A 25,258-nucleotide genomic window follows, 5' to 3' on the forward strand; every position below is an offset into this window, starting at 1 on the left:
CGTCCGCCGGTTGGACTGCGAGCCACTGCGGCGTACTGCTTCGCGAGTACGCCCTACGCGACTGCATCCATGCAGTCGTAGCGGCGAAAAGCTCGCGGCTGAAGCCCCTCCCACGACCTGAAGCTACCACTGCAACTGCAATCCGCTCTCGAACTCGCGCAGCTGGCCGCTGAGCGGATCGACGAAACGCAGGCCGCGCGCCAGCAGCTTGAGTGGCTTGGCGTAATCGTCCGGCTGGTTGCGACTCTCGTGCAGCTCGGGATAGAAATCGTCGCCGACGATAGGCGCGCCAAGCCCGGCCAGATGCACGCGCAACTGATGCTTCCTGCCCGTCACCGGCGAAAGCCCATAGCGCCACAACTCGCCACGACGCTCCAGCACCTCGATGCGCGTCTCGCTGTTGGCCTCGCCCGCCACTTCCTGCATGCGAAAGAACGGCTCGCCTTCCACCATGCGCGAGCGATGCACATGGGGAAACTGCAGCTGCGGCAGCGCGGGAGCAATGGCCTCGTAGCGTTTCTCCACCGCACGCTGGCGAAACAGCGCCTGGTACAGACCGCGACTATTTGGGGCGACCGAGAACAGCACCAGGCCGGCGGTCAATCGGTCAATGCGGTGAATCGGCACCAGTTCGGGATTGCCGGAGCGCTCGATCAGGCGCGCCAGCAGCGTCTGCTCGACGTACTCACCGGCCGGCATCACCGGCAGAAAGTGAGGTTTGTCGGCGACCAGCAGGTGCTCGTCCTGCCACAACACCTGTTCGACGACTGGAATTGGCGTCTCGTTCGGCACTTCACGGAAGTAACGCACCTTGAGCCCGGCCCGATAGGGATGCGTGGCGTCGATGGGCGTGCCAGCCGCATCCAGCACCCGACCGCGCGCCATGCGCTGCAACCAGACGGAGCGGTCGATAGCGGGAAAGTGATCGCACAGGCAATCGAGCACTGTCGCCCAGTCGCCCTGGGGCAAATGAAGCGTGCTGGGGCGCATGACGGGGCTGGGCATTGCAGAAGGTGCTCGGTCAGTTCTGGACCGGCGCATTAGGCCGCACTCGCAGTACTCAGTCAAAGCAAGGGCATACCGCGACGGCAGCCGAACGATGAAAGCCTGCGTGGCATGCACCCTCATCCGATACTTCGTACCACCTTGATCCACTGGGAGGTGATGAATGCATTACTCCCTCCGGCACCCCCATGGATGGGGAGGTAGGAAAAACGCCGGGAGCGTTTTCGAGAGCGGGAGCTGCCTCCCAGAGGGAGAAGGACAACAGGGGGGCGCGCTGCGCGACTTTCACGCTAATGGCTTGAGCAGGAGTCCGCCTGTAGCTATGGTGGCCGCTCGTATCTGGAGAGACTCATGTCCATCACCCGCTCCCTGCTTACCAGCGCCGCCCTCCTCCCGCTTCTGGCCGCCTGCCAGGTCTACACCGGCAAACCGGAAGGCCCACCCCCGGCTACCCGCCTACAGGGTCAAGTCCAGGTTGAAAATGGTCAGCTGGTCTTCAGCCCCTGCCAGGAGCAGCGCCGCTTCGTGCTGATCGATGGCGACGGTACAGGCATCGAGCGCGAAGCCATGCAGCTCGGTAGCGATGGCCAGGCCAGCCTGTTCGCCGATCTGGCCGGTCGCCTGGGCGGCAGCCAGGGCAAAGGCAACGATGGTCGCTTCGAGGTCAGCAAGATCTATCGCCTGCAGAGCGAAGGCCATGGCTGCGAGGAACTCAACTTCAAGCGTCTGACCCTGCGCGCCAGCGGCAACGAACCGTTCTGGCAACTGGAAGTCGGCAGCAAGGGCCTGGTGCTCAACCGCCCCGGGCAGGAGCCGCTGGCCCTGCCTTACCTGGAAGAACAGTTGCCGGATGGCCGCCTGAACTTCAGCAGTGAAGCCAACGGCCAGCGTCTGGATCTGTGGGTGGCACCGCAGCGCTGCGTCGACGGCATGAGCGGCGCAGTCAACCACCTCAGCGCCGAACTGCGCCTCGATGGCCAGGTGCTGCGTGGCTGCGCGCACTATGGCGCCATGCGCAACTGAGCCGCGCCAATGCCGGTGGCCCCGCCAGGTGTCACCGGCATGGATCGCTCAACGGGGCGCTAGCCCAAACTCCCGGCAAAACGCCGTGCATAGTCTTCACGCTGGAAGGCCTCGACCACGAAGTCGATGAAGCTGCGCGTCTTGCCGGGCATCAACTGGCGACTGGGGTAATACAGCGACAACGCGCCGGCATCCGCCCACCAGCGCGGCAGCACCCGTACCAGCTCACCCGACTCCAGCTCGGACAGTACATCGGGTACGGCAAGCATCGCCACCCCCAGGCCCAACCGCGCAGCCTCTCGCACAGCAGTTGGATCGTTGACCACTACGGTCTCGCGCATCGTCGCGATCACTTCATCGCCCTGCGCATTGCGCATGTTCCAGGTACGGATACGACCCGACGACAGCGAACGCATGACAATGCAGTCCAACTCGATCAGACCTGATGGGTCGGCTGGCAAAGTGTGCCGAGCCAGGTAAGCGGGAGAGGCAAAGGCAACAACGTGCAGCGGCGCCAATGTGCGGGCGACCACACCGCTTGCCAGCTCGAAACCACCACCGATGGCGGCATCGTAGCCTTCGGCGATCAGGTCGACCGTACGGTTCTCGAAATGCCACTCAGGGCGAACGCGGGGATAGCGCTGCAGGAACTCGGGCAACAAAGGCAGCAGGTAACCGATCCCGAAGGATGGCGCCACGCTGATTTTGAGCACACCAGCCGGCTGGCCATCATCGGCTGATACCGCTGCAATGGCGTTCTGCAAGGACTCCAGATTGCCGCCAACCGCGGCCAGGAAAGCCTCGCCCGCCTCGGTCAGCGTCAGCTTGCGTGTCGAGCGCTGGAACAGCCGTACACCCAGGTTGCGCTCCAGCATGGCGACGTTGCGGCTCACCGCAGCCGGCGTGAGCGAAAGCCGGCGCGCGGCCGCCGAGAAGCTGCCACTCTCGGCACTGCGCACGAATGATTCCAGGTTGGCCAATGTTTCCATAGACCGATCTTAAACAGATACTTGAAGATAATCCAAATGATTAGCTGCTAATCAAAGAAGAATGAAACCGCGATAGTCACTCCACCGAATGTCTCGGCAATCAACCGGAGTGAATCATGAGCAACCTAACCTCTTCCCAACCCCTTCCCCTGGCCGGCAAGACGGCTCTCGTCACAGGCGGCTCTCGCTCTATCGGCGCAGCTATCGCCAAACGCCTGGCCGCCGACGGCGCCCAGGTTGCCTTCACCTACAATGGCTCGCCCAAGCTGGCTGAAGAGGTCGCCGTCGAGATCGAATCGGCAGGCGGTCGAGCGCTGGCGATCCAGGCCAACGCAGCCGACCCCGAGGCCGTGCGCGCCGCCGTCGCGAAGACGGTGGAAGCGTTCGGCGGCCTGGACATTCTGGTGAATAACGCCGGTATCGGCGTGTTCAGCCAGTTCGAAGAAACCAGCTTCGAGGATTACCAGAAGATGCTCGCGGTCAACGTGACCGGTGTATTCGTCGCCACCCAGGAAGCGGTACGGCACATGCAGGCAGGCGGTCGCGTCATCCACATAGCCAGCTCGGTCACCAAGTACGCAGGTGTGCCCGGACTTGCCGCATACAGCCTGACCAAAGGCGCCGTCGCCGGTTTCAACCGCAGCCTGGCACATGATCTGGGGCCACGCGGAATCACAGTCAACAGCATCCACCCAGGCCCGGTGAACACCGACATGAACCCGGCCGACAGCGAGGTTGCCCAGCTCCTGACCCCCCGCATGGCAGTGGGTCGCTATGGAGAGCCACACGAAATTGCCAGCCTCGTGGCATTCATCGCCAGCCCGCAAGCCTCGTTCATCACAGGTGCGGACATCCTCGCTGACGGCGGATTGACCTCTTGAGTCTGCCGGGGCAGGCCAGTCAGCCTGCCCCACAGTTTTCCGACACTTCTGGCCTCAAGGAGTCCCAGCATGAGCAAATTGCCCTCCATCGGCATCATCGGTGCCGGCCATATCGGCGCGGCCTTCGCACGCGCCCTGGCGCGTCGGAACATTCCGGCAATTCTCTCCAACAGCCGAGGGCCAGAGAGCCTGCAAGCCCTTGTACAATCCATCGGCCCGAGCATCCGTGCCGGCACCCGTGAACAGGCGGCAGCGCAGCCCATCGTGTTGGTCGCGGTGAACTGGTCGAAGCTGCCAGCAGCGCTGTCCGGGCTCGCGGACTTCGCCGGGCGAATCGTCATCGACAGCAATAACCCGATCGAAGCGCCGCTGTTCAACCCTATCGATCTGCATGGCCGCACCTCAAGCGAAGTGTTTGCCGACCTGGTGCCAGGCGCCCATGTAGTGAAGGCGTTCAATCACCTGAACCCCAGACTGCTCATTGCCGATCCCGCCGAGCGCGGCGGCCGGCGTGTGCTGTTCCTGGCGGGTGACGACAATCGCGCGAAAAACCAGGTCAGCGCACTGATCGATGAGCTGGGCTTCGCCGCTATCGACCTTGGCGAGCTGGCCGAAGGTGGGCGCCTGACGCAATTCCCCGGTGGGCCGTTGCCCTCGCTCGAACTGGTGCAGTTCGGCTGAGCTACCGGAAGACAAAAATGAAGGACTCCATCATGCCCCATACCGATTCATCTACTGCTGACACCAGATCCATCTCTGCTGCGTGGTGGGCCGTCATCTCTCTTGCCCTGGGCGCCTTCGGCCTGGTCACGGCGGAATTCCTGCCGATCAGCCTGCTGACGCCGATGGCCGCCGACTTGGGCGTATCCAACGGCGCGGTGGGCCAGGCCATCACCGCCACCGCCGTGGTCGCCGCATTCGCCGGACCGCTGGTGGTGCTGTTCTCGGGCCGTCTGGATCGACAAAAGATCGTCTGGGGGTTGATGGGCATGCTGGTGTTCTCCTGCATCCTTTCGGCCTATGCCTCAAACATCACGGTGCTGCTGATCGCGCGTGGACTGCTGGGCTTCGCCCTCGGCAGCTTCTGGGCCATGATGGCAGCGCTCGCCCTGCGCCTGGTGCCTCCGGACAAGGTGCCGCGTGCCATTTCGATCATCATGATGGGCATTTCGCTCGCAACCATCTTCGCTGCCCCGCTGGGTGCCTACCTGGGAGAACTGTGGGGCTGGCAGGCAACCTTCCTGGCCGCGTCCGGTATTGGCGTGGTGGCGCTGGTGATTCAGATGCTGACCCTGCCCAAACTGCCGGCCACAGCAGCGCCAGGCCTGGCCTCCTTCAAGGCAGCGCTGACGCGGCGTGCGGTCGTCGTCGGCATCTGCACTGGGCTTCTGGTCATTTCCGGGCACTTCGCCGCTCTGACCTTCATTCGTCCCTTCCTCGAGGAGGTCCCCCGCCTGGATGTCGCGACCGTCTCGCTTGCCTTGCTGGCCTTCGGTGTCAGCGGTTTTTTCGGCAACCTTGCCGGCGGCGCGGTCGCCGCGCGCAGTCCGGCCTGGGCAGTCAGCAGTTGCTCGTTCCTGATCGCTGCCGTTGCACTCACGCTGATCCTGTTCGGCACACAGGCTGACGTTGCCTTCGTCGCGATTGCGCTGTGGGGCTTCGCGTTCGGCGCCTTCCCGGTATCGATCTCGATCTGGAACGCGCGCGCCGCCGCCGATCACGCGGAAAGCGCTGGCGCCCTGCTGTCATCGACCTTCCAGGTCGCCATTGCCGCAGGTGCGGTTCTAGGAGGGCTGATCATCGACAGCCTCGACTCGCAAGCCGTGATCGTCTATGCCGCGACAGCAGCCTTCGCGGGCGCTGCCCTGATGTTCATTCGGGGTCGCGCAATCGAACGTCAGCACGGCTGAGCACGTACTCGCGCAGCGTTCAAGACATCGTTCACCTACGCTCAACGGAGCAAAGCCGTCAGTAGTTCGAGAATGCCGTCCTCTCCACCCGGACCGCGAATCCCGTACAATCGCCGACCTTCTTCACCTTGCCGGATCACCACCGGCCAAACAGGACACTGCCCATGCTTCGCCTGACCGAACTGAAACTGCCCCTCGACCATGCCGATGAGGCCCTGCGCCCGGCCATCGTTCAGCGCCTGGGCATCGACGACGCCGACCTGCTGGCCTTCAGCGTGTTCAAGCGCAGCTACGATGCACGGAAGAAGTTCGGCGACATGCCCTTCATCTACACCCTCGACTGCGAGGTGAAAGACGAAGCCGCCCTGCTCGCTCGCCTGAGCGATGACAAGCATGTCGGCCCGGCACCAGACATCACCTACAAGCCGGTCGGCAAGGCAGAAACGCCGCTGGAAGAGCGCCCCATCGTCGTCGGTTTCGGCCCCTGCGGCATCTTCGCGGCGCTGATCCTGGCCCAGGCAGGCTTGCGCCCCATCGTGCTGGAACGCGGCAAGGAAGTGCGCCAGCGCACCAAGGACACATGGGGCCTGTGGCGCAAGAACGTGCTCGACCCTACCTCCAACGTGCAATTCGGCGAAGGCGGCGCCGGCACCTTCTCCGACGGCAAGCTGTACAGCCAGATCAAGGACCCGAATCACCACGGGCGTAAGGTGCTGCAGGAGTTCGTCAAGGCCGGCGCGCCGGACGAGATCCTCTACGTCAGCAAGCCGCATATCGGCACCTTCCGCCTGACCGGCGTGGTCGCCACCATGCGCGAGGAAATCAAGGCCCTCGGCGGCGAAGTGCGCTTCCAGCAGCGCGTCAGCGATCTGCTGATCGAAGACGACCAACTCACCGGTGTGGTGCTGGAAAGTGGTGAGCAGATCATCAGCCGCCATGTGGTGCTGGCTCTCGGCCACAGTTCGCGCGACACCTTCCGCATGCTGCATGCCCGTGGCGTGTACCTGGAGGCCAAGCCCTTCTCGGTCGGTTTCCGTATCGAGCACCCGCAGTCGCTGATCGACCGCGCACGCCTGGGCAAGTACGCCGGCCACCCGAAGCTCGGCGCTGCCGACTACAAGCTGGTACACCACGCCAGCAACGGCCGCTCGGTCTACAGCTTCTGCATGTGCCCAGGCGGCACCGTGGTCGCCGCTACCTCCGAGCCGGAGCGCGTGGTCACCAACGGCATGAGCCAGTACTCGCGCAACGAGCGCAACGCCAACGCCGGCATCGTCGTCGGCATCACTCCCGAGCAGGACTATCCGGGTGGCCCGCTGGCCGGCGTGGAACTGCAGGAGCGTCTTGAATCGCACGCCTACGTGCTCGGCGGGCGCAACTATGAGGCGCCGGGGCAACTGGTCGGCGACTTCATCAAGGGCAAGCCGTCCACCGCTCTCGGCGAAGTGCAGCCCTCCTACAAGCCCGGGGTGAAACTGGGCGACCTGGCGCCCTCGCTGCCGGACTTCGCCATCGAAGCCATCCGCGAGGCATTGCCGGCCTTCGGCAAGCAGATCAAGGGCTTCGACCTGGCCGATGCGGTACTCACCGGTATCGAGACGCGCACCTCTTCGCCGGTGCGCATCAGCCGTGACGAAAACCTGCAGAGCCTGAATCTCAAAGGCCTGTACCCGGCAGGCGAAGGCGCGGGCTACGCCGGCGGCATTCTCTCTGCTGGCGTCGACGGCATTCGCGTGGCCGAGGCGGTGGCCAAGGACATGCTCGGGTTGAATCGCTAAACCTTCTTCGGATCACCCACCCCGCAGGGTGGGTTAGCGGCGCCAAACCTGCGAATGTCCGATCACCGCCATCGCAGTGCGCCGCGCAACCCACCAGGCTATTGTCCTGCGCTGCGCCAATGGTGGGTTACGGCGCACCTTGACGTACGGACTCATTCACCTATTCGACAAGCGCCTAACCCACCCAACTGTACTGAAACGCATCAGCAGGGGCAGTGGCATGGCCAACGCCAAAGTGCCAACTCCAACCACCAGCAGGCTGCGGTACGGCATGCTGGCGAAGGCATTGGCCCAGAATGTCGCCCAGAGCAGCAGGCAGACGCCAAAACCGATCAGACCGCTGCGCCGGCTACGGCAACTCAACGACCAGACAGCATTGCACACAGCCAGAGCGCCGAAGAGATACAACGAGTGCTGTAGTTGCAGGCCATAACTGATATCGCGGCGAATCCCGCCGAACATCTGCCGATAGGCCTCGATGGCGCTGCGGTAAAGCAACAACGCCAGCAGCATCTGTGCGGCGGCCAGCACAGCCATGGCGAGCAGTCGCCGAATCATTGCCTGACCCGCTGGCAGCACAGGGTCGAACGCCGCGAACCATTTGGTCGACGCGCCGGGTCGACGTAGGTCAACAGCTCGGTGAAGCCGGCCTTGCGCATCATCCCCGCCGATGCCGCGTTCTCTTCGTGGCGATCGATATAGATATCGCTGACGCCCAGCCGCCACAGCTCGGTGACGGCCTCACGCAGAAGACGCGCCCCCAAACCTCGGCCAACGCAGTCGCGATGCACCACCGCTTCGCAGATATAGCCATGCACCTGCCCGGCACGCGCCGCAGGTTGATGAGCGGCGAAATCCTGGGTCAGGCGATAGCTGACGAAACCCAGCAGTTGCCCCTGCTCCTCGGCCATCACGGCCAGCGTCGTGCTGGCTGCAATATCCTGCAGGTGCTGGCGAACCTCGACTTCGGGCAAATGGTTCCAGGGGTTGGGCCCATGCTCGAGAATCAGCGCGCAGAGCGCCTCGATATCCTCGACACAGGCCTGACGAATGACCCGCTCGCTCATCGTGACTCCCCTGAGGCGAGACCTCGTTTGATTCAAGAGCGCAGTCTAGAGCGGGTAATTGCCTGACGACAGTGACAGCCAGATGCAAGAAATGCCTGACAGTGGATCAGTGATCATCGTCCCAAGGCTGGCCACGGGTGCGCTCGGTCAACTCGACCTTCTGCTGCATCGCGGCCTTGGACAGGATATGCGCACTGACCGGCGCAGTCAGGAACAGGAACAGAGTGATCAGCAGTTCGTGCAGGCTGAGGTTGCCGGTGTGGTGCGCGAAGAACAGCATCGAAGCGATCAGCGTACCGCCAACGCCCAGCGTCGTGGCCTTGGTCGGCCCATGCAGGCGGGTGAAGAAGTCCGGCAGCCGATACAGACCGATGGCACCCACCAGGGCGAATAGACTGCCAAGAATCAGGCAGGCACAAATCAACAACTCCAGCCAGAACGGCATGGTCATTCCCCCTTAATCGATGATGTCGCCGTGCAGCAGGTGCTTACCCACTGCAACCGTACCGACGAAGCCCATCACCGCGATCAGCAGTGCAGCCTCGAAGAACAGATCCGATGCCAGCCAGATGCCAAACAGCACGATCAGCGCCAACGCATTGATGTACAGGGTATCCAGGGCCAGGACACGGTCGACCACGCTCGGCCCTTCGACCAGACGCGCGACATTGAGCAGCATGGCCAGCGTGAGGATGCCCATGCACAGAAAGACTACGTTCTCGAGCATTCGAATATCTCCAGCAGCGGCGTTTCGTAACGGCTCTTGACCGCCGCGATCAGTTCGTCGCGATCCGGCACGTTGAGCCCGTGCAGCAGCAGTGTCTTGTGGTCTGAGCTGAGGCCGGCAGAAACCGTGCCGGGGGTCAGCGAGATGATGCAGGCCAGCGTCGACAGCACGAACTCATCCTCGATCTCGACCGGCACCTCGACGAATGCCGGTTCAAGCCGCGATTTCGGCCCCAACACCAGCTTCACCACCTGCAGATTGGCCACCACGATGTCGTAGAACACCTTGCCGATGAACAGCAACAGCCCCAGGGGCTTGCGCACCTTCGGCACGCTCAGCAGGAAATCGCCACACAGGTGCACGATCGACCACCCCAGAAACAGCCCGAGCAGGAGATGGCCCAGATTGAAGGTGTTGACCAAGAGCAGCCAGAGCACCGTCAGTACCAGCATCATCCGCGGGTGGGGGAAGAAACGCCTCATGCCGCACCTCCAGCGATGATCGACAGATAGGGTTGCAGATCGAGCAACTGCGCCGCTGCAGCCTCCAGGTAGGCCAGTATCGGGGCAGCGCCGATCAACAGCAGCGGACTGGCCAGCAACAGGCCTAGCGCAGCCAGGAGGCTGACGCGGTCAGCCGGAGCAGCGGTCGAAGGGACTGCGTCCGCCTGCTGACCGAGCCAGAACAGACTGGTACCGGCGCGGCTCAACGCCACCAGGGTCAGCAGACCGCCGATCAGCACCACCGGCCACAGGCTCCAGGCCTGCCATCCTGGCTCCGCCGCCCGCAGCAGCAACATCTTGCCGAGGAAACCAGAGAACGGCGGCAACCCGGCCACGGAAATGGAGGCGAAGAAGAACATGCAACCCAGCACCAGCGGCTGACGCAGCACACGCTCCTGCTGCAGATCGCCACCGGCGCTGTCACGCTGTGCGACCACCAGCCCCGCCAACAGGAACAATGCGGCGCTGATCAACGTGCTGTGCACCATGTAATAAAGCGCAGCACTCAACGCCGCCACGTTACCGATGGCGAAGCCGGCCATCAGCGTGCCCACCGAGACCAGCACCAGATAGGCCAGCAGCGCCTGCAACTGCCGCGCACCCAAGGCGCCAATCACACCGAAGGCAATGGTCGGCAGTGCCAGCCACCAGAGCAGTTCATGGCCGAGATTGGCCAGTGGCCCGGCCTCTTCGCCGAACACCAGGGTGAACACACGGACGATGGCGTAGAAGCCCACCTTGGTCATGATCGCGAACAACGCCGCCACCGAAGCAGGCGCTGCAGCATAGGCGCGCGGCAGCCAGAAGCACAGCGGTAGCACGGCAGCCTTGAGGCCGAAGACGATCAGCAGCAGGTAGGCAGCAGCCTTGATCAGCGGCGCGTCGGCAACATCGGCGCTGGCCACGCGCACAGCCAGGTCCGGCATGTTCAGGGTGCCGGTCAGGCCATACAGCAAACTCACGCCGATCAGGAAGAACGACGAGCCCAGCAGGTTGAGCACCACGTAATGCACGCCGGCCTTGACCTGATTGGCGCGGTTGCCATGCAGCAGCAATGCATAAGAGGAGATCAGCAGGACCTCGAAGAACACGAACAGGTTGAACAGATCGGCGGTCAGGAACGCGCCGTTGATGCCCAGCAACTGAAACTGGAACAACGCATGGAAGTTCGGCCCACGCTCATCGTCACCGCGACAGGCATAAACCAGGGCGAAGCAGGCGAGCAGCGAGGTGAGCAGCAACAGTGCCGCGTTGAAGCGGTCGAGCAGCAGCATGATGCCGAATGGCGCAGCCCAGTTGCCCAGCGCATAAACCTGCAACTGTCCCGCTCCGGCCAGCCACACCAGATACAGGCAAATCGGCAGCAACGCCAGGCAGCCAACCAGGGAAATACCCCGTTTCACGTCACGCGACCAGCCGTGGCCGACCAGCAACAGCGCGCCGAAGAACAGCGGCAGCAGAATGGGGAGGATGATGGCGTGACTCATGCGCGCGGCTCCTCGCCATCGACGTGATCGGTTTTCAGTTCACCCATGCCACGCAGGGCCAGCACCACGACGAACGCGGTCATGGCGAAACCGATGACGATGGCGGTCAACACCAGTGCCTGTGGCAGCGGGTCACCGTACTCGGCGCTCTTGCCGATCACCGCCGGCACACCCGTGCCGAGCCGGCCCATGGCGAAGATGAACAGATTGACCGCATAGGAGATCAGGGTCAGCCCCATCACCACCGGAAAGATGCGCGCACGCAGCAGCAGGTAGACGCCGCTGGCAGTCAGCACCCCGAGGGTGATTGCGAATACAGCCTCCATATCAGATGACCTCCTTGCACGACTCGTCCTGACTGACATGGCCGATGTTGGAAAGAATCAGCAGGGTGGCGCCAACAACGGCCAGATACACACCAAGATCGAAGAGGATCGCGGTGGCCAACTCGATTTCGCCAATCAGCGGAATATGGAAATGGCCGAACGCCGAAGTCAGGAACGGCGAGCCGAAGAGCCAGCTGCCCAGCCCCGTCAACCCGGCGATCAGCACGCCCCAACCGGCGGTGGCGTGATAGCTGAACTTCAGGCGCTCCTGGGTCCAGGTCACACCGTGGGAGATGTATTGCAGAATCAGCGCCACCGCCGTGATGAGGCCGGCGATGAAGCCGCCGCCCGGCAGGTTGTGCCCGCGCAGGAAGATGAACGCCGAAATCAGCAGTGCCATCGGCAGCATGGCACGCGCCAGGTTGTCGAGGATCATCGGATGGGCATCGGTCGACCACGGACGACCGTTCTTGTCATGGGCAGGATGCGGCAAGTGCAGACCATGCAGCAGCGCGTAGATACCGATGGCGGCAATCGCCAGCACGGTGATCTCGCCCAGGGTATCGAAGCCACGGAAGTCCACCAGGATCACGTTGACCACGTTGGTACCGCCGCCCCCGGAGACACTGTTCTCGAGGAAGAACGAGGAAATGCTCTGGTAAGGGCGGGTCAGCACGGCGTAAGTCAGCATCGCCACCATGGTGCCGCTGCCCAGCGCCAAGACCAGATCGCGCAGGCCACGCAAACTGCTGGACTCGGCCGGGGTGCGGTCGGTCATGAAGTACAAGGTGAGCATCAGCAGGATGATGGTCACCACCTCCACCGACAGCTGGGTCAGCGCCAGATCCGGGGCGGAGAAGCGGGCGAAGGCCAGCGCCACCATCAGACCAGCGGCGCTGAGAATCATCAGCGCCACCAGGCGGCGACGGTGGAAAACCACGGTGAGCACCGCAGTCACCATCAGGATCAGCATACCCGTGACGGTCAGCGGATCGATGGGGGTCATCGGCACGCTACCGGCCAACTGCTCGAGCGGCGACAGCGCGACCACTACCAGGATCAGGGCACTGCCAAGCATCCAGGCCAGGTAACGTTGCAGCGAACCGCACTCCAGAAACGCGGTGATACGCACGGACGTACGCGTCATGTAGCGCACCACCTGGTCGAAGGCGTCCTTGGCATCCAGGGTCGGCAAACCTTCATACCAGCGGAACAGCGGTTTGCGACAGGCGTAGACGATGATCCCGCCGAACAGCGCAACGAAACTCATCAGGAGCGGCAGGTTGAAGCCGTGCCAGACCGCCAGGCTGTATTCGGGCAACTGACCACCCAGCGTCGAAGCTGCTGCGGCAGCCAACAACGGCGCTACCGTATAGGCAGGCACGATGCCGACCAGCAGGCAGAGGAACACCAGCACCTCGACCGGCACCTTCATGTAGCGCGGCGGCTCGTGCGGCGGATATTTGGGCAGGTCGATCGGCTCCCCGTTGAAGAACACGTCGTGAATGAAGCGCAGCGAGTAGGCCACCGAGAACACGCCGGCCAGGGTCGCAGCAGCCGGAATCACCCAGTTGAAACCGCCCAGCAGGTGCTGGTGCAGGGTTTCGGTGAAGAACATTTCCTTGCTCAAAAAGCCGTTGAGCAACGGCACGCCTGCCATGGCCGAGGCCGCCACCATCGCCAGCACGGCCGTATGTGGCATGTACTTCCACAAACCGTTTATTCGCCGCATGTCGCGGCTACCGGTTTCGTGGTCGATGATGCCCGCTGCCATGAACAGCGAAGCCTTGAAGGTCGCATGGTTGATGATGTGGAACACCGCAGCGACAGCCGCTAGCTGGGTGTCCAGGCCGAACAGCAGGGTGATCAGGCCCAGGTGACTGATGGTCGAATACGCCAGCAGGCCCTTCAGGTCATGCTGGAACAGCGCCATGCCGGCACCCACCAGCAACGTGGCCAGACCGGTCAGGCTGACCATGTAGAACCACCACTCGGAACCGGCCAGCGCCGGGTACAGACGCGCCAGCAGGAAGACCCCGGCCTTGACCATGGTCGCCGAGTGCAGATAGGCCGATACCGGCGTCGGCGCCGCCATCGCGTGCGGTAACCAGAAATGGAAAGGGAATTGCGCCGATTTGGTGAATACACCCAGCAGCACCAGTACCAGCGCCAGCGGATAAAGCTCGTGCGCACGGATCGCGTAGCCGGCCGCCAGCACTTGAGAGAGCTCGAAGCTACCGGCGATATGGCCGATCAGCAGGATACCGGCGAGCAGCGCCAGGCCACCGCCACCGGTGATTGCCAGCGCCATGCGCGCGCCCTTGCGGGCATCGGAGCGCGAACCCCAGAAGCCGATCAGCAGGAACGACGACAGGCTGGTCAGCTCCCAGAACATCAGCATCAGCAGCAGGTTTTCCGACAGCACCACGCCGAGCATGGCGCCCATGAACAGCAGCAGGAAGGCGAAGAAACGCCCCATCGGCTCGGTCTTGGCCAGGTAATAGCGCGCGTAGAGGATGACCAACAGGCCGATGCCGAGAATCAGCAGGGCAAACAGAAAACCCAGACCATCGAGGCGCAGACTGAGATTCAGCCCCAGGTGCGGCAGCCACTCCAGCTTGACCCGCAACACCTCGCCTGCGAACACCGCAGGCTGGTAGCTGAACAGCAGCACCAGCGCCACGATGGGCGCTATAGCCGCAGCCGCAGCACAGGCCGAGCGTCCGAGCCGATCGGCAAGCACCGGCAGAAACAACCCAAGAAATGGCAAGGCGACAATCAGCGCAAGCGCCATCGGAAAACCCCTTAAGCAGGCACGCCAGACCAGCTGACCCAACGACGAGAATTGGAGTCACAAGTCCCTGACGGTGATAGTTCATGCACCACAACGCTTCAGCTAAGTCGTTGTCGGCACAAGCATAACGGCCGATTATCCATAACTATCAACACAACGTCATGCATTGAATTATCGTTAAACACACTTGGTAACATGCAGGCTGCTGGAAGTGCTGCTGACAGCCGACCACCACTATAGCGAGGCCACAAAAAATTGCCGGGAGCACTTTTTTGCGCGAGCCCGACGAGTTGTCGGCCGGGGATGACAGACAACAAAAAGCCGGAGCAACCAACGCTGCTCCGGCTGGCTTGTAACGATCAGTGAGTAACGCGGCTGGTACCGTTGACCGTCATGATGCGCACGCGCTCGCCGACACGGAACACCTGGTTCGGTTCGACTTCCTGGACGTAGGCGCGCATGGTGCCGTCGTCCTCACGCACGGTGATCTCAACACCTTGAGTACGGGTCAGGCCTTCTTCAGCCGCGGCGCCCAACAGACCGCCGGCAACAGCACCGACCACAGCCAGCACTGCACTGCCGCGCCCGCCACCGAGGCCACTGCCACCGATACCGCCAACCACAGCACCGGCACCCGCACCGATCGGTGTCTTGGTCCCTTCGATCTTGACCGGGCGCAGCGATTCGATGGTGCCCATGCGTACCGTCTGCACCGCTCGGGCCTCATCGCGGCTGTAGGTATCGCCAGTCAGGCTGGACTGACAGCCCCCGAGGGCCAGCATCGCGGCCAGCGAGGTAATGAGCAGAGTGGGTTTACGCATAGCAATTCCTCCAGAGGTATCTCGATCCATTAGACGCCGGGCGAGCGTATCTGTCACGGCAGAGCCTTAACAATAGTTATTTCAGACAGACCAAGTTCAGCCAGGTTCGCCCCATCAGGACCGAGCGAGGCGCCAGAGCCGGGCGATATCCGTGGTGCGCGCCTGCAACTCAGCTGCCGCGCCGGCCATCGCCTGCTCCAGGGACAACGGGCCCGGCGCCAGGCTGAATGCAGCTTCGATACCCGCGTCGTACAGCGCCTGATAGTTGTCACCCAGACTACCGGACAAGGCAATGACCGGCACCCCGGCCGCACGCGCCACGCGCGCTACACCGACCGGTGTCTTGCCGTGCAGGGTCTGGGCATCCATGCGCCCTTCCCCGGTAATCACCAGATCTGCGTTCTCCACTGCTGCGGCAAGGCCGGACAGTTCGGCCACCAGCGCGATACCGGGGCGGAAACTTGCCTTGAGAAACGCACGCGCAGCGAAACCGAGCCCCCCCGCCGCGCCCACACCGGGAAACTCGGCGTGATCCTCGCCCAGCGTCGTCGCTGCGATACGGGCGAAGTGGCCGAGTGCCGTGTCCAGCTCGGTGACATGCTCGGGCGTCGCCCCTTTCTGCGGACCGAACACCGCGGATGCGCCGCGTGGCCCGCACAAGGGATTGTCGACATCGGCGGCGACCTCGATCTGCACCTTGAGCAAACGTGCATCGAGCCCGTTCAGATCGAGCTTGTCGAGACCGGCCAAAGCTGCACCGCCCGGCGCCAGCTCACCCCCCTGGGCATCGAGAAAACGCATGCCCAGTGCCTGTAAAAGACCAACACCGGCGTCATTGGTGGCACTGCCGCCCAGCCCCAGGATGATTCGCGTAGCACCGGCGTCCAGCGCCTCACGGATCAGCTCACCAGTGCCGAAGCTGCTGGCCAGACGGGCGTCGCGCTGTTCACGCGGCACCCAGTGCAGACCGCTGGCAGCCGCCATCTCGATGACCGCCGTACCCTGCCCCAGCCAGCCCCAATGCGCCTTGACCGGCTCACCCATGGGGCCGCGCACGTCGCATTCACGGCGCTCGCCACCCACGGCGGCCAGCAACGCATCGACCGTACCCTCGCCACCATCGGCCATGGGCCGCAGCAAACACTCGGCCTCGGGAAACACCTGCTGCCAACCGCGGGCGATGGCAGCGGCCACGTCGGGCGCGCTGAGGCTCTCCTTGAAGGAGTCAGGAGCAATGACGATTTTCATGATAGGTACCTCGAAAGGAGGCAGGCGACCGTAGCCGCCTGCCGGCAAAGCGGGATTACAGCAAAACCAGGCTCAGCAACCAGACAGCGGCCATACCGGCGATACCCTGAATCAGGGTCGCCATGGTCTGGGCGCGATAAGCGGTCGCCACTTTCATGCGGCTGAACTGGGTCACGACCCAGAAGAAGCTGTCGTTGGCGTGAGAAACGGTCATTGCACCGGCGCCGATAGCCATTACAGTCAGCACGCGCCCCATCTCGCTGTCGAGCCCCAGATTGCCCAGCAGTGGCGCAACCATCGCCGAGGTGGTGACCAGGGCAACGGTGGAGGAACCCTGGGCGCTCTTCAGCGCGGCAGCCACCAGGAACGGCATGAACAGGCCAATACCCAGCGCCGACAGGGTGTCGCCCAGGTAGCCGGTCAGCGCGGTGGCCTTGAGAATGGCACCAAAGGCGCCACCAGCACCGGTGATCAGCAGAATCGGCGCCGCCTCTTTCAGGCCATGAGCGACATAGTCATGGAACTGCTGGCGCTTGCCTTCGCCCTTGAGCAGCGAGCACGCCAGCACCAGGCCTACCAGCAGCGCGGCAACCGGCTGACCGAGGAAGCTCAGCACGTCGAAGAATGCGCCAGTGCCGAAGGGCTTGCTCGGGAAAGCAGCGAGCGAGCCCAGGCAGATCAGGATGATGGGCACGAAGATTGGCGAGAATGCCTGCCAGGCGCTGGGCAGCTTGCCATAGCGGGCACGCAGCGCATCGAAATCGACGTTATCGGCGAGCAGTTCACTCGGCGCTTCTTCCAGCAATTCGTGGTCGTTCTGCTTGAGGAAACGGTTGGCCCACAGCATACCGGCCACGGCGGTGACCGCAGCGACCAGCAAACCGACCAGGATCACCAGACCCAGCGAGGTTTCCAGGCCCAGGTTGCCGGCCGCAGCAATCGGACCGGGAGTTGGTGGCACGAAGGTGTGAGTGGCGTACAGGCCGGTGGCCAGAGCCACGCTCATGGCCACCACGGACACCTTCATGCGGGCGGCCAGGGCATTCTTCAGCGAGTTGAGAATGACGTAGCCGGAGTCACAGAACACCGGAATCGATACCAGATAGCCGATGATCGACATGGTCAGGGTGGGGAAACGCTGGCCCAGCAGACGAATCACCGTCTCGGCCATGGTGATGGCAGCACCGCTGCGCTCGAGGATCACGCCGATAATGGTGCCGAGGACGATGACGATACCGATGTAACCGAGGATGCCGCCGAAGCCGGCCGTCATGGTCTTGATGATTTCGCCGCCGGGCAGCTGGTAGGCGAAACCGGCGATCAGCGCAGCGGCCAACAATGCCAGGAAGGGGTGCAATTTCAAACGGGTAGTGGACAGCACGATGAACGCGATCAGTGCCACCAGAATCAGGACCAGGCCCATGACCAGTCTCCTCATTGTTGTTATGGCGGGCGCAGGGCCCGGATGGGAATGCCGAGAGGCGCCACATTGTGGCTCAGCCAACCCCAGCCTCGCCCTGTGCGCTAGCACTAAAACAGCCAAAGCCAAGCCCAGGAGGCTGTGCAATCGCACAAAGCCATCGGCCCGCCTCCACCAACGGGAGCAGATTACCGAGCGTTCAACTGAGCCGTCCCGGTGGGTTCCAGCAAGCCCAGCCCCAAGGATAGCTGCAGGCGCTGATCCAGCCGATTGAGGTCAAGGCCACTGAGTTCGGCGATGCGCTCCAGGCGATAGCGCAACGTATTGCGATGAATGCCCAACGCCTGCGCACAGGCTTGCACCTGGCCGTCATGCGCGCACCAGGCTTCCAGCGTGGCCCTCAGCGTGCCTTGTGAGTCCTGCGTCAGCACCTGACGCAAGGGTGCCAGCCAGCCCTGCAGCAACCAGCTGTGGCGCTGGGCATAGAGCAACGTCGGCAGGCGCAACTCGTCCAGACGCAGCAGGCGACGACCGGGGAAACGCGCCTGGCCGTAGGCCTGAAGATCGCGCAGAGCCAGGCTGGCCTGGCGCAGCTCGGTCAGATCATGCAGGGGATCGCTGAGCGCAAGCGAGCTCACGCCCCACTCGCGTTCGTCAGCCTGCAGGAGCCAGGCACGATCATCGCGCGTGGTGCTGTAAGGTCGGCACCAGAGCAGTTCGTGACGCCCGAGCGGCGCTACCAGATGTTCACTCTTGCCCCCCAGAGCGGCGAGCAGACGCGCCTGGCGCGGCAGCGGATCGCCCTCACCATCGAGTTGCAGCAGGCACATTTGTCGCGGCCAGGTCAGTTGCAGCCCCAGGCGTTCGGCATCGACCTCGAGACTGGACAGGCGCAGCATGGGGTCGAGCAGCTGTCGCAACCAGGCTTCCTGCTGATGCCGCTGCCAGTGCCGTTCGGATTGCAGAACGCGATGCTCGACCAGCATCTCCGCAGCCATGCGCACCAGTTCGGCATAAGGCCGCACGACCTCGGGATCACCCGTGATACCGAGCACGCCAATCAGGCGCTCGGCATGCAGCAACGGCAGATTGACACCGGGTTTGACGCCACGCAGGCACGCCGCTGCCTGAGCGTCGATCTCCACCACGCGCCGGTTGGCCAGCACCAGTTGCGCACCTTCATGACGGGTGTGCAGGCGGCTGGGGTCGCCGCTGCCGATGATCATGCCCTGCGCATCCATCACGTTGATGTTGTGCGGCAGGATGGCCATGGCGCGGTCGACGATATGCTGCGCCAGGGTGGAGTCGAGTTCGAGCATCGGAAGCGGCCTCGCGAGTGAGGCCGCCATTGTAGGCCGATCAGCGGCGCTTCACGATGCGGCCATCGAGACGCCAGCGAGCCTGAAAACCATCAGGCTGCCAGTGGGCTTACTCCGCGCTTGGCTGCTCAACGCTCTCGGCGACCTTGTCGTCCGCTGGCGCTTTTGCCTTGGCCTGATTGCGCCGAGCCTCGGCACGGTGCCGCCTGGCCTGCTGCCTGGCATGCAGCGCCTGCGCCGCCGTCACCACGCCAACGGGCTGGCCTTGCAGATCCAGACGCGGTGCATTTTCCGTCATCGCAGCCCAGTAGCGACCGCCACGGCACCAGGCGGCAATACCCGCCTTGAGCTGCTCACTGGTGATACCGAGCAACTGCAGATGCTGCTCGGCATCCTTGAGAATGCCTTCCTTCAACGGCACCTTGGGCGCCGGATTGACCGGGAAGGCCAAGGGGAAGTGCTTCTGCAACCGCCAGATCGCCTCGACGGTAGGATCCTGCTCGCGCGGCTTGGCTTTGGGCGGCGCCTTACGCTTTTGCGGCTTCGCGCTTTCGGTTTTTACCTGCTGTACCTGCTGCTTCTCGGCGCGCAGGCGGTCACGTAGCTCGGCTAATTGTTCAAAACCCATCGTTCGGTTCGCAGCGTCCTGGTTGGTTCGTCGCGCAAGGGTATCTCATGTGCTCGTTTCGTACAGCCTTATTGGCAGCTGGCATGCTCGATGGTAGGTGATGGGCAGGCGTTTGAGAGACTTGTGGAGGGCCGCTTTCGCTACATGACTTTGCAGCAACAGGCCAAAGGCAACCGCTATCAAGGGCACGCCCCCGGCCGATTCATGCCGTTCCTGCGCTACTACCATTTCTCGCGATAGGGGCGCACTTCGGAGATAAAGGTCCAGGCATCTTTGGGCTGATGTGCCAAGTGAAAGACTTCAGCGGCGATGCTCTTGGGTTGGATGAAAAAATCATCCGGCGCGTTGCTGTACATTTCTCGGGCCCAGGGCACATCGATTACGGCATCGATGACCAGATACGCCACATGGACCCCTTTGGGCCCCAGGTCCCTGGCCAGCGACTCGGCGAGAATGCGTTGCGCGGCCTTGGTTGGCGCGAACCCGGCAAAGTTGGGTGAACCACGCAGCGCCGAGGTATTACCGGTGACGACGATGGCGCCCTCGCCTGCCTCGATCATCCCCGGGGCCACCATTTGCGCGAGGTTCAGCAGCGCCATGGTGTTGACTTCAAAATTGCGGCGCAGAGTTTGCGGATCGGTCTCCAGGAAGGGGGCAAAGGAGCCGCCCACCGCGTTGTGTACCACAACTTGCGGCACGCCAATCTGCTCGATCACCTGCTTGAGCGCCGTTACGTCGGTGACATCGCAGGGCATGGCAAAGGCGCCGGGCACTTCGGCCTGAAGTTCGGCCAATCGAGCGGTATCGCGGGCGATCATCGCAACGCGATAGCCGCTCTCGGCAAAACGACGAACCAGGGATGAACCGACGCCCGGGCCAACGCCGGTAATCAGCGCCAGAGGTTGCTGAGTAGCTGTAGTCATGATGGTTAAGCTCCTGCCAACTGTTCGCGAACAAAATCGAGTCGATCATTGCCAAAGAACAAACTCTCGCCGAGCAGAAAGCTCGGCGCCCCAAAGACGCCGCGCTCGGCCGCTTCCTGGTTGTTTTTTTCCAACTGTTCAAGGGTTTCCGGTGCATCGATCAGACCGGCCAGGCCCGCCGTTTCGATGCCTGCCGCTGCGAGCACGCTGAGCACTTCAGCAGTCGTGGTCAGGGTCTGACCATCCCGCCAGCAGGCATTGAACAACGCAGTGGTGATCTGCCATGCGAGCTCACTGGACGGCGCAGCAAGCACGGCCCGCGCGCAGGCAGCGTTGTTCATGGCGCGCATATCCGGACGCTTGACCACCACGCCATAGCGGCGCGCCCAACGCGCGAGATCAGCAGCGGCGTAACGACCTTTCGCGGAGCAGGTGACGGTGGTTGGCGTATTGCCAACGGCCTTCATAACGCTCAGAACATGCATGGGGCGCAGGCTGATGTCCGCTGGCAGGCTGTCCAGCTGGCTATACGCCAGATAGCTGTAGGGGCTGACGAAATCAAAGAAAAACTCAACGGTTTGCGTCATGTGCGAGCTCCTGTGGGTGCAGTATGAAAGCGCGAGTCTTTTCATCCGCGCCGGGTCCGGGGAGCAGTCGAACGCGCCCGCCGGGAATGTTTGTGGCTATCCAGTGTCTGCAGCGGTTTAGTCATTGAGCTGCAGGCTTTTACGGATGCCGGCATCGAGAATCCCCGCAGGCGCGAAGGCGCGCAGCAGGCTCAGGCGGCCAGCGGCGACACCCGCGGGGTAACGCAGCTTGGGGCGCGCGGCGCTAGCTGCCTTGACCACGACCTTGGCCACGACATCTGGATCATCGGCACTTGCCATCGATTGGCTGAACACCTTGGCAAGGCTTGCACGTACGCTGTGGTACTCGTCGAGCGTGGCATCGGGCTCGATGGTATTCGCCTCGAATGCGGTCTTGGTAAAGGCCGGCTCGATGACTGCAACGCGAATGCCGCGCGTGCGCAGTTCGTGATCAAGGGCTTCCGAATAGCCTTCTACGGCGTGCTTGCTGGCGACATACAGCGCAATGTAAGGCATGGGCACGACGCCCAGAATCGAGCCGATATTGATGATCCGGCCACTGCCTTGGCGACGCATGTGCGGGACAACAGCGCGGGTCATGCGCACAATGCCGAAGAAATTCGTATCGAAGAGCGCTTTAGCCTGCTCGATCGAGCTTTCTTCTGCGCCGGCCGGGGCAATGCCGAAACCGGCATTGTTCACCAGCAGATCGATACGCCCTTCAAGCCGGATCAGCTCGCTGACCGCCGCCGATACGGACGCATCATCGGTGACATCGAGAGCTAGCATCGTGACGGCACTTTGCGCGGCCTGGGTTGCGCGCCTGCTGGTGCCATAAACCTTGTAGCCAGCCTGCGCCAGCCGTTTGGCCGTGGCTTCGCCAATGCCGGATGAAGCGCCGGTGACCAGTGCGATGGGGGTTTTGGAAGTCATGGCAGTACCTTATGCGTGAGCTAGTGCGGCAACCGCTCGGCGAGCTGTTGCAATCAAGGTTTTCGCTGAGTGATTGTCTTAAGTACGCGCACGCAAGCGTCGGGTGCGATAGGTGCCCCAGCTGCTCATGGCCAGCGACTTCACGAGCGCCAGCAGGCCACTCTCGTTGGCACGCGGTTCGCCACCCTTGGCGATTCGCTTGAGTTGCAGGGAGTACCAGAGAATCTCCATCAGCCCCATGCGATCGACCGGCTTGATGCCTGTCTTGATGGTGTGCACCTGGTGTGCGCTGTCCTTTCCCTGCAGCAGTGCAGCCGGCGCGTCAGGGTCAATCGCCAGCAGCCGTGCCAGGCCAATGACATCCACTGCACCGCAAGCCAGCGCGGCATTCATGCCAGCGGCACTGCGAAACCCACCGGTCAGCATCAACGGGACTTGCACCGCAGCGCGTACTTTCTCGGCGAACTCGAGGAAGTAGGCTTCGCGCGCCATGCTGGAGGCCTTCTTCTGCTCCTGGAGTGCGCCGCTCATGGCTGGGGCCTCGTAGGTGCCACCCGATATCTCGATCAGATCGATGCCCGCATCGACAAGCGCGTGAATCGTTGCCAGCGACTCTTCTTCGGTAAAGCCACCGCGCTGGAAGTCTGCGGAATTGAGCTTGATCGCCACCGGGAAGTCGGCGCCCACCTGGCGACGGATCTCGGCGTAGACGGCCAGCAGGAAGCGGCGGCGGTTCTCCGGCGAGCCTCCCCATTGATCTGTGCGTTGATTGTGGTGTGGCGAGAGAAACTGGTTGATCAGGTAGCCATGCGCGCCATGGATTTCGATACCGCTGAAACCCGCTTTCTTGCAGATGGCGGCACTGCGGCCGAAGCGCTCGATGATGTCCTGAATTTCTTCGGCGGTGGCTTCTTCAGGCGTTTCGAAGAACGCCGCCATGTCTTCGCGAAACGGCACCGCCGATGGCGCGATATTACGGGTGTTCAAGCCTTTGGTCGCTTGCTTGCCGGGGTGGTTGAGCTGCACCCAGATAGCCGCACCCTGCTCGGTGGCGGCGCGCGCCCATTGTTGCAGGACAGGCAAGTCCGTCTCGTCCTCGATGACCACGTTACCCGGCTCACCCAGTGCACGCCGATCGATCATCACGTTGCCGGTCAGGATCAGCCCAATGCCGGACGTGGCCCAACGCTGGTAAAGCGTGACCAGCCCCAGGGTCGGACGGTTGTCGTAGGTGCCCAGCGCCTCGCTCATGGACGCCTTGGCCAGGCGATTGCGCAACAGGCTGCCGCTGGGCAGGCGCAGTTGTTGCGCCAGGAAGTTTGTGCTGAGCGAGGCAGATTGGGACATGTGAAGGCTACCTGAGAATGAGATGAGCAAAATGCGCCAGCAAGTCTCTTGGTCTTTAGGGCGCCAGAAGCGCTTTCCGAAGATGACGGAATTTATGATTATGACCATAATCAAAATAGTCAAATGTTTTGATGATGATCAGCATCAATGTATTCTTGCCGTGTCGATGTCGGCAGAAAGAGGAGCCGGGCATGAAGGTTACAAAGGCACAGGTCGAGGCAAATCGAGCCCACATCGTCGAAACCGCCTGCACATTGTTTCGTGAGCGCGGTTACGACGGCATAGGTGTGGCGGAGTTGATGGCGACTGCCGGCCTCACCCATGGTGGGTTCTATCGACACTTCGCCTCCAAGGCAGAGCTGATGGCAGAAGCTGCCGCGTGCGGGGTCGCCAAGACCAGGTCACTGATGGACGGCGTGGACATGGCTGATTTCATTAGCCACTACCTCTCGCGTGAGCATCGCGATGACCGCAGTGGCGGTTGCACCCTGGCGGCTCTGAGTGGTGATGCGGCGCGACAGCCTGATGCGATCAAGGCGACGTTCGCCACGGGGCTCGAAAATATGCTGGCCGACCTGCTGGCCACCGGGGGGACTCGCAATGAAGAGGAACTGCGGCACGCTCGGGCTCGGACAATTGACACCGTTGCCCATGCGTTGGGTGCACTCGTTCTGTCCCGGGCCTGCCCTGATGACTCCCCACTGGCGGATGAAATTCTGCAGACCTGTCGCACAGCCATTCTTGAATCGCGTGAAGCTCAGATGACGACTGGGTAACGCTCCAGAAGCGTGGAAGCAGCCGACCGACGCGCTCGCTACGCCGGCCTGGCTGTCAGGGCGCCAGCCGTTCGCGAATCCAGGCCTCGCCCTTGAAGCGGTAGTTGAGGCGGTCGTGCAGGCGGCTGGGGCGACCCTGCCAGAACTCGATGCGCTCCGGTAGCAGGCGGTAGCCGCCCCAGTGCGGTGGGCAGTGCGGTGTCTGGCCCTGGAAGCGTTTTTCGGTTTCCGCCAGCAGGTTCTCCAGCTCGGCGCGGTCGCGGATCACCTTGCTCTGCGGCGAGGCCCAGGCACCAATGCGGCTGCCCAGCGGGCGTACCTGGAAGTAACCGTCGGATTCGGCCGGGGTGACCTGCTCAACCCGCCCCTCGATACGCACCTGACGTTCCAGGCTGGGCCAGAAGAAGGTCATCGCGGCGAACGGGCGTGCCGCCAGTTGCCGACCCTTGGCGCTGTCGTAGTTGCTGAAGAAGGTGAAGCCGCGTTCGTCGAGCCCCTTGAGCAGCAGCACCCGGCAGTGCGGGCGGCCCTCTTCATCGACGGTGGCCAGGGTCATGGCGTTAGGCTCGACCGGCAGTTGCTCGGTCTTCACCGCGTCATCGAACCACTGGCGAAACAGGGCAAAGGGTTCCAGCGGGGCCTGGGTTTCACTCAGGCCGTCGCGGGTGTAGTCACGGCGCATATCGGCCAAGGTTTGGGTCATGGCAATTCCTCAGGGCAGAGCCTGAAACCAATCCGCCTGGTTTCTAGTGCCTGCCCGCGCAGG

General features: G+C 62.9%; 26 protein-coding genes. 6 read left to right on the forward strand and 20 right to left on the reverse strand.

The features are described 5' to 3' along the window. Positions 1 to 123 precede the first annotated feature (123 nt). On the reverse strand, positions 124 to 1,005 hold the full coding sequence (locus tag INS93_RS09725) for a pseudouridine synthase (protein ID WP_192981304.1): 882 nt from the start codon (positions 1,003 to 1,005) through the stop codon (positions 124 to 126). A 351-nt stretch (positions 1,006 to 1,356) separates the two neighbouring features. Here INS93_RS09725 and INS93_RS09730 point away from each other — a divergent pair, with 351 nt between their 5' ends. Further along, complete coding sequence (locus INS93_RS09730; protein WP_192981306.1) at positions 1,357 to 2,028, forward strand: COG3650 family protein; 672 nt, start codon at positions 1,357 to 1,359, stop codon at positions 2,026 to 2,028. Between the two features lie 59 nt (positions 2,029 to 2,087). Here the strand turns inward: INS93_RS09730 and INS93_RS09735 are convergent, their stop codons facing one another. After that, a complete protein-coding gene (locus INS93_RS09735) occupies positions 2,088 to 3,017 on the reverse strand; it encodes a LysR family transcriptional regulator (RefSeq protein WP_192981307.1) in 930 nt (309 codons plus the stop codon). Between the two features lie 116 nt (positions 3,018 to 3,133). Here INS93_RS09735 and INS93_RS09740 point away from each other — a divergent pair, with 116 nt between their 5' ends. The 4 genes from INS93_RS09740 to INS93_RS09755 all read left to right on the forward strand — a co-directional run bounded on the left by INS93_RS09740 (position 3,134) and on the right by INS93_RS09755 (position 7,586). Then, a complete protein-coding gene (locus INS93_RS09740) occupies positions 3,134 to 3,898 on the forward strand; it encodes a 3-oxoacyl-ACP reductase family protein (RefSeq protein ID WP_192981309.1) in 765 nt (254 codons plus the stop codon). Positions 3,899 to 3,976: 78 nt separating this feature from the next. Continuing rightward, positions 3,977 to 4,579, forward strand: coding sequence for an NADPH-dependent F420 reductase (locus tag INS93_RS09745; RefSeq protein ID WP_192981460.1), 603 nt, complete (start codon positions 3,977 to 3,979; stop codon positions 4,577 to 4,579). Between the two features lie 32 nt (positions 4,580 to 4,611). Continuing rightward, entirely contained in the window at positions 4,612 to 5,808 is a 1,197-nt protein-coding gene (locus INS93_RS09750) for an MFS transporter (protein WP_226945410.1), read from the forward strand. A gap of 164 nt (positions 5,809 to 5,972) precedes the next feature. Further along, the gene (locus INS93_RS09755) at positions 5,973 to 7,586 is read left to right on the forward strand and encodes an NAD(P)/FAD-dependent oxidoreductase (protein WP_192981310.1); all 1,614 of its coding nucleotides are present in this window, start codon (positions 5,973 to 5,975) and stop codon (positions 7,584 to 7,586) included. A gap of 156 nt (positions 7,587 to 7,742) precedes the next feature. Here INS93_RS09755 and INS93_RS09760 read toward each other — a convergent pair whose 3' ends face one another. The 17 genes from INS93_RS09760 to INS93_RS09840 form a co-directional block, all read right to left on the reverse strand. After that, positions 7,743 to 8,144, reverse strand: coding sequence for a hypothetical protein (locus INS93_RS09760; protein ID WP_192981312.1), 402 nt, complete (start codon positions 8,142 to 8,144; stop codon positions 7,743 to 7,745). Continuing rightward, the gene (locus tag INS93_RS09765; protein ID WP_192981314.1) at positions 8,141 to 8,653 is read right to left on the reverse strand and encodes a GNAT family N-acetyltransferase; all 513 of its coding nucleotides are present in this window, start codon (positions 8,651 to 8,653) and stop codon (positions 8,141 to 8,143) included. The genes INS93_RS09760 and INS93_RS09765 overlap by 4 nt, the downstream gene beginning before the upstream one ends. A 106-nt stretch (positions 8,654 to 8,759) precedes the next feature. Next, positions 8,760 to 9,098, reverse strand: coding sequence for a Na+/H+ antiporter subunit G (locus tag INS93_RS09770; RefSeq protein WP_192981316.1), 339 nt, complete (start codon positions 9,096 to 9,098; stop codon positions 8,760 to 8,762). Between the two features lie 12 nt (positions 9,099 to 9,110). Next, entirely contained in the window at positions 9,111 to 9,380 is a 270-nt protein-coding gene (locus INS93_RS09775; RefSeq protein ID WP_013714638.1) for a K+/H+ antiporter subunit F, read from the reverse strand. Next, positions 9,365 to 9,862, reverse strand: a complete 498-nt coding sequence (locus INS93_RS09780; protein WP_160020513.1) for a Na+/H+ antiporter subunit E — start codon at positions 9,860 to 9,862, stop codon at positions 9,365 to 9,367. The genes INS93_RS09775 and INS93_RS09780 overlap by 16 nt, the downstream gene beginning before the upstream one ends. Continuing rightward, on the reverse strand, positions 9,859 to 11,370 hold the full coding sequence (locus INS93_RS09785) for a monovalent cation/H+ antiporter subunit D (protein ID WP_192981318.1): 1,512 nt from the start codon (positions 11,368 to 11,370) through the stop codon (positions 9,859 to 9,861). The genes INS93_RS09780 and INS93_RS09785 overlap by 4 nt, the downstream gene beginning before the upstream one ends. Next, the gene (locus tag INS93_RS09790; protein WP_074860431.1) at positions 11,367 to 11,696 is read right to left on the reverse strand and encodes a Na+/H+ antiporter subunit C; all 330 of its coding nucleotides are present in this window, start codon (positions 11,694 to 11,696) and stop codon (positions 11,367 to 11,369) included. The genes INS93_RS09785 and INS93_RS09790 overlap by 4 nt, the downstream gene beginning before the upstream one ends. Position 11,697: 1 nt before the next feature. Then, a complete protein-coding gene (locus INS93_RS09795) occupies positions 11,698 to 14,490 on the reverse strand; it encodes a monovalent cation/H+ antiporter subunit A (RefSeq protein WP_192981320.1) in 2,793 nt (930 codons plus the stop codon). Between the two features lie 359 nt (positions 14,491 to 14,849). Beyond that, positions 14,850 to 15,311: a membrane protein gene (locus INS93_RS09800; protein WP_017677796.1), complete on the reverse strand. Its 462-nt coding sequence runs from the start codon at positions 15,309 to 15,311 to the stop codon at positions 14,850 to 14,852. A gap of 114 nt (positions 15,312 to 15,425) precedes the next feature. Next, on the reverse strand, positions 15,426 to 16,559 hold the full coding sequence (locus INS93_RS09805; RefSeq protein WP_192981322.1) for a glycerate kinase: 1,134 nt from the start codon (positions 16,557 to 16,559) through the stop codon (positions 15,426 to 15,428). Positions 16,560 to 16,614: 55 nt separating this feature from the next. Further along, complete coding sequence (locus tag INS93_RS09810) at positions 16,615 to 17,982, reverse strand: GntP family permease (RefSeq protein WP_192981324.1); 1,368 nt, start codon at positions 17,980 to 17,982, stop codon at positions 16,615 to 16,617. Positions 17,983 to 18,167: 185 nt separating this feature from the next. Further along, entirely contained in the window at positions 18,168 to 19,298 is a 1,131-nt protein-coding gene (locus INS93_RS09815) for a sugar diacid recognition domain-containing protein (RefSeq protein WP_192981326.1), read from the reverse strand. A 109-nt stretch (positions 19,299 to 19,407) separates the two neighbouring features. Beyond that, positions 19,408 to 19,926: a ProQ/FINO family protein gene (locus INS93_RS09820; protein ID WP_192981328.1), complete on the reverse strand. Its 519-nt coding sequence runs from the start codon at positions 19,924 to 19,926 to the stop codon at positions 19,408 to 19,410. A 221-nt stretch (positions 19,927 to 20,147) separates the two neighbouring features. Beyond that, a complete protein-coding gene (locus INS93_RS09825) occupies positions 20,148 to 20,849 on the reverse strand; it encodes an SDR family NAD(P)-dependent oxidoreductase (RefSeq protein ID WP_160020520.1) in 702 nt (233 codons plus the stop codon). Between the two features lie 5 nt (positions 20,850 to 20,854). Then, positions 20,855 to 21,481: a 2-hydroxychromene-2-carboxylate isomerase gene (locus INS93_RS09830; protein ID WP_160020521.1), complete on the reverse strand. Its 627-nt coding sequence runs from the start codon at positions 21,479 to 21,481 to the stop codon at positions 20,855 to 20,857. Positions 21,482 to 21,553: 72 nt separating this feature from the next. Further along, positions 21,554 to 22,369 (reverse strand): oxidoreductase, encoded by an 816-nt coding sequence (locus INS93_RS09835; protein ID WP_192981329.1) that lies wholly within the window; start codon positions 22,367 to 22,369, stop codon positions 21,554 to 21,556. 78 nt (positions 22,370 to 22,447) lie between these two features. Further along, positions 22,448 to 23,716 carry an NADH:flavin oxidoreductase/NADH oxidase family protein gene (locus INS93_RS09840; protein ID WP_192981331.1) on the reverse strand — a complete coding sequence of 423 codons (1,269 nt, stop codon included), beginning with the start codon at positions 23,714 to 23,716 and terminating at the stop codon, positions 22,448 to 22,450. Between the two features lie 191 nt (positions 23,717 to 23,907). On the opposite strand from INS93_RS09840, the gene INS93_RS09845 reads away from it, so the two are divergent. Beyond that, positions 23,908 to 24,492, forward strand: coding sequence for a TetR/AcrR family transcriptional regulator (locus INS93_RS09845; protein WP_192981334.1), 585 nt, complete (start codon positions 23,908 to 23,910; stop codon positions 24,490 to 24,492). A gap of 55 nt (positions 24,493 to 24,547) precedes the next feature. On the opposite strand, the gene pdxH is transcribed toward INS93_RS09845, so the two are convergent. Further along, on the reverse strand, positions 24,548 to 25,195 hold the full coding sequence (gene pdxH, locus INS93_RS09850) for a pyridoxamine 5'-phosphate oxidase (RefSeq protein WP_192981336.1): 648 nt from the start codon (positions 25,193 to 25,195) through the stop codon (positions 24,548 to 24,550). Between the last annotated feature and the right edge of the window lie 63 nt (positions 25,196 to 25,258).

This window comes from Pseudomonas sp. EggHat1 (genome assembly GCF_014892995.1).
Classification (GTDB): Bacteria; Pseudomonadota; Gammaproteobacteria; order Pseudomonadales; family Pseudomonadaceae; genus Aquipseudomonas; species Aquipseudomonas chaetocerotis.

Coding starts and splice junctions, on each gene's coding strand:
- INS93_RS09835 (WP_192981329.1), bottom strand. CDS start 22,369: ATGACTTCCAAAACCCCCATCGCACTGGTCACCGGCGCTTCATCCGGC.
- INS93_RS09775 (WP_013714638.1), bottom strand. CDS start 9,380: ATGCTCGAGAACGTAGTCTTTCTGTGCATGGGCATCCTCACGCTGGCC.
- INS93_RS09840 (WP_192981331.1), bottom strand. CDS start 23,716: ATGTCCCAATCTGCCTCGCTCAGCACAAACTTCCTGGCGCAACAACTG.
- INS93_RS09760 (WP_192981312.1), bottom strand. CDS start 8,144: ATGATTCGGCGACTGCTCGCCATGGCTGTGCTGGCCGCCGCACAGATG.
- INS93_RS09755 (WP_192981310.1), top strand. CDS start 5,973: ATGCTTCGCCTGACCGAACTGAAACTGCCCCTCGACCATGCCGATGAG.
- INS93_RS09765 (WP_192981314.1), bottom strand. CDS start 8,653: ATGAGCGAGCGGGTCATTCGTCAGGCCTGTGTCGAGGATATCGAGGCG.
- INS93_RS09740 (WP_192981309.1), top strand. CDS start 3,134: ATGAGCAACCTAACCTCTTCCCAACCCCTTCCCCTGGCCGGCAAGACG.
- INS93_RS09810 (WP_192981324.1), bottom strand. CDS start 17,982: ATGGGCCTGGTCCTGATTCTGGTGGCACTGATCGCGTTCATCGTGCTG.
- INS93_RS09770 (WP_192981316.1), bottom strand. CDS start 9,098: ATGCCGTTCTGGCTGGAGTTGTTGATTTGTGCCTGCCTGATTCTTGGC.
- INS93_RS09750 (WP_226945410.1), top strand. CDS start 4,612: ATGCCCCATACCGATTCATCTACTGCTGACACCAGATCCATCTCTGCT.
- INS93_RS09825 (WP_160020520.1), bottom strand. CDS start 20,849: ATGACTACAGCTACTCAGCAACCTCTGGCGCTGATTACCGGCGTTGGC.
- INS93_RS09735 (WP_192981307.1), bottom strand. CDS start 3,017: ATGGAAACATTGGCCAACCTGGAATCATTCGTGCGCAGTGCCGAGAGT.
- INS93_RS09830 (WP_160020521.1), bottom strand. CDS start 21,481: ATGAAAAGACTCGCGCTTTCATACTGCACCCACAGGAGCTCGCACATG.
- INS93_RS09815 (WP_192981326.1), bottom strand. CDS start 19,298: ATGCTCGAACTCGACTCCACCCTGGCGCAGCATATCGTCGACCGCGCC.
- INS93_RS09820 (WP_192981328.1), bottom strand. CDS start 19,926: ATGGGTTTTGAACAATTAGCCGAGCTACGTGACCGCCTGCGCGCCGAG.
- INS93_RS09780 (WP_160020513.1), bottom strand. CDS start 9,862: ATGAGGCGTTTCTTCCCCCACCCGCGGATGATGCTGGTACTGACGGTG.
- INS93_RS09725 (WP_192981304.1), bottom strand. CDS start 1,005: ATGCCCAGCCCCGTCATGCGCCCCAGCACGCTTCATTTGCCCCAGGGC.
- INS93_RS09795 (WP_192981320.1), bottom strand. CDS start 14,490: ATGGCGCTTGCGCTGATTGTCGCCTTGCCATTTCTTGGGTTGTTTCTG.
- INS93_RS09785 (WP_192981318.1), bottom strand. CDS start 11,370: ATGAGTCACGCCATCATCCTCCCCATTCTGCTGCCGCTGTTCTTCGGC.
- INS93_RS09845 (WP_192981334.1), top strand. CDS start 23,908: ATGAAGGTTACAAAGGCACAGGTCGAGGCAAATCGAGCCCACATCGTC.
- INS93_RS09790 (WP_074860431.1), bottom strand. CDS start 11,696: ATGGAGGCTGTATTCGCAATCACCCTCGGGGTGCTGACTGCCAGCGGC.
- INS93_RS09800 (WP_017677796.1), bottom strand. CDS start 15,311: ATGCGTAAACCCACTCTGCTCATTACCTCGCTGGCCGCGATGCTGGCC.
- pdxH (WP_192981336.1), bottom strand. CDS start 25,195: ATGACCCAAACCTTGGCCGATATGCGCCGTGACTACACCCGCGACGGC.
- INS93_RS09805 (WP_192981322.1), bottom strand. CDS start 16,559: ATGAAAATCGTCATTGCTCCTGACTCCTTCAAGGAGAGCCTCAGCGCG.
- INS93_RS09730 (WP_192981306.1), top strand. CDS start 1,357: ATGTCCATCACCCGCTCCCTGCTTACCAGCGCCGCCCTCCTCCCGCTT.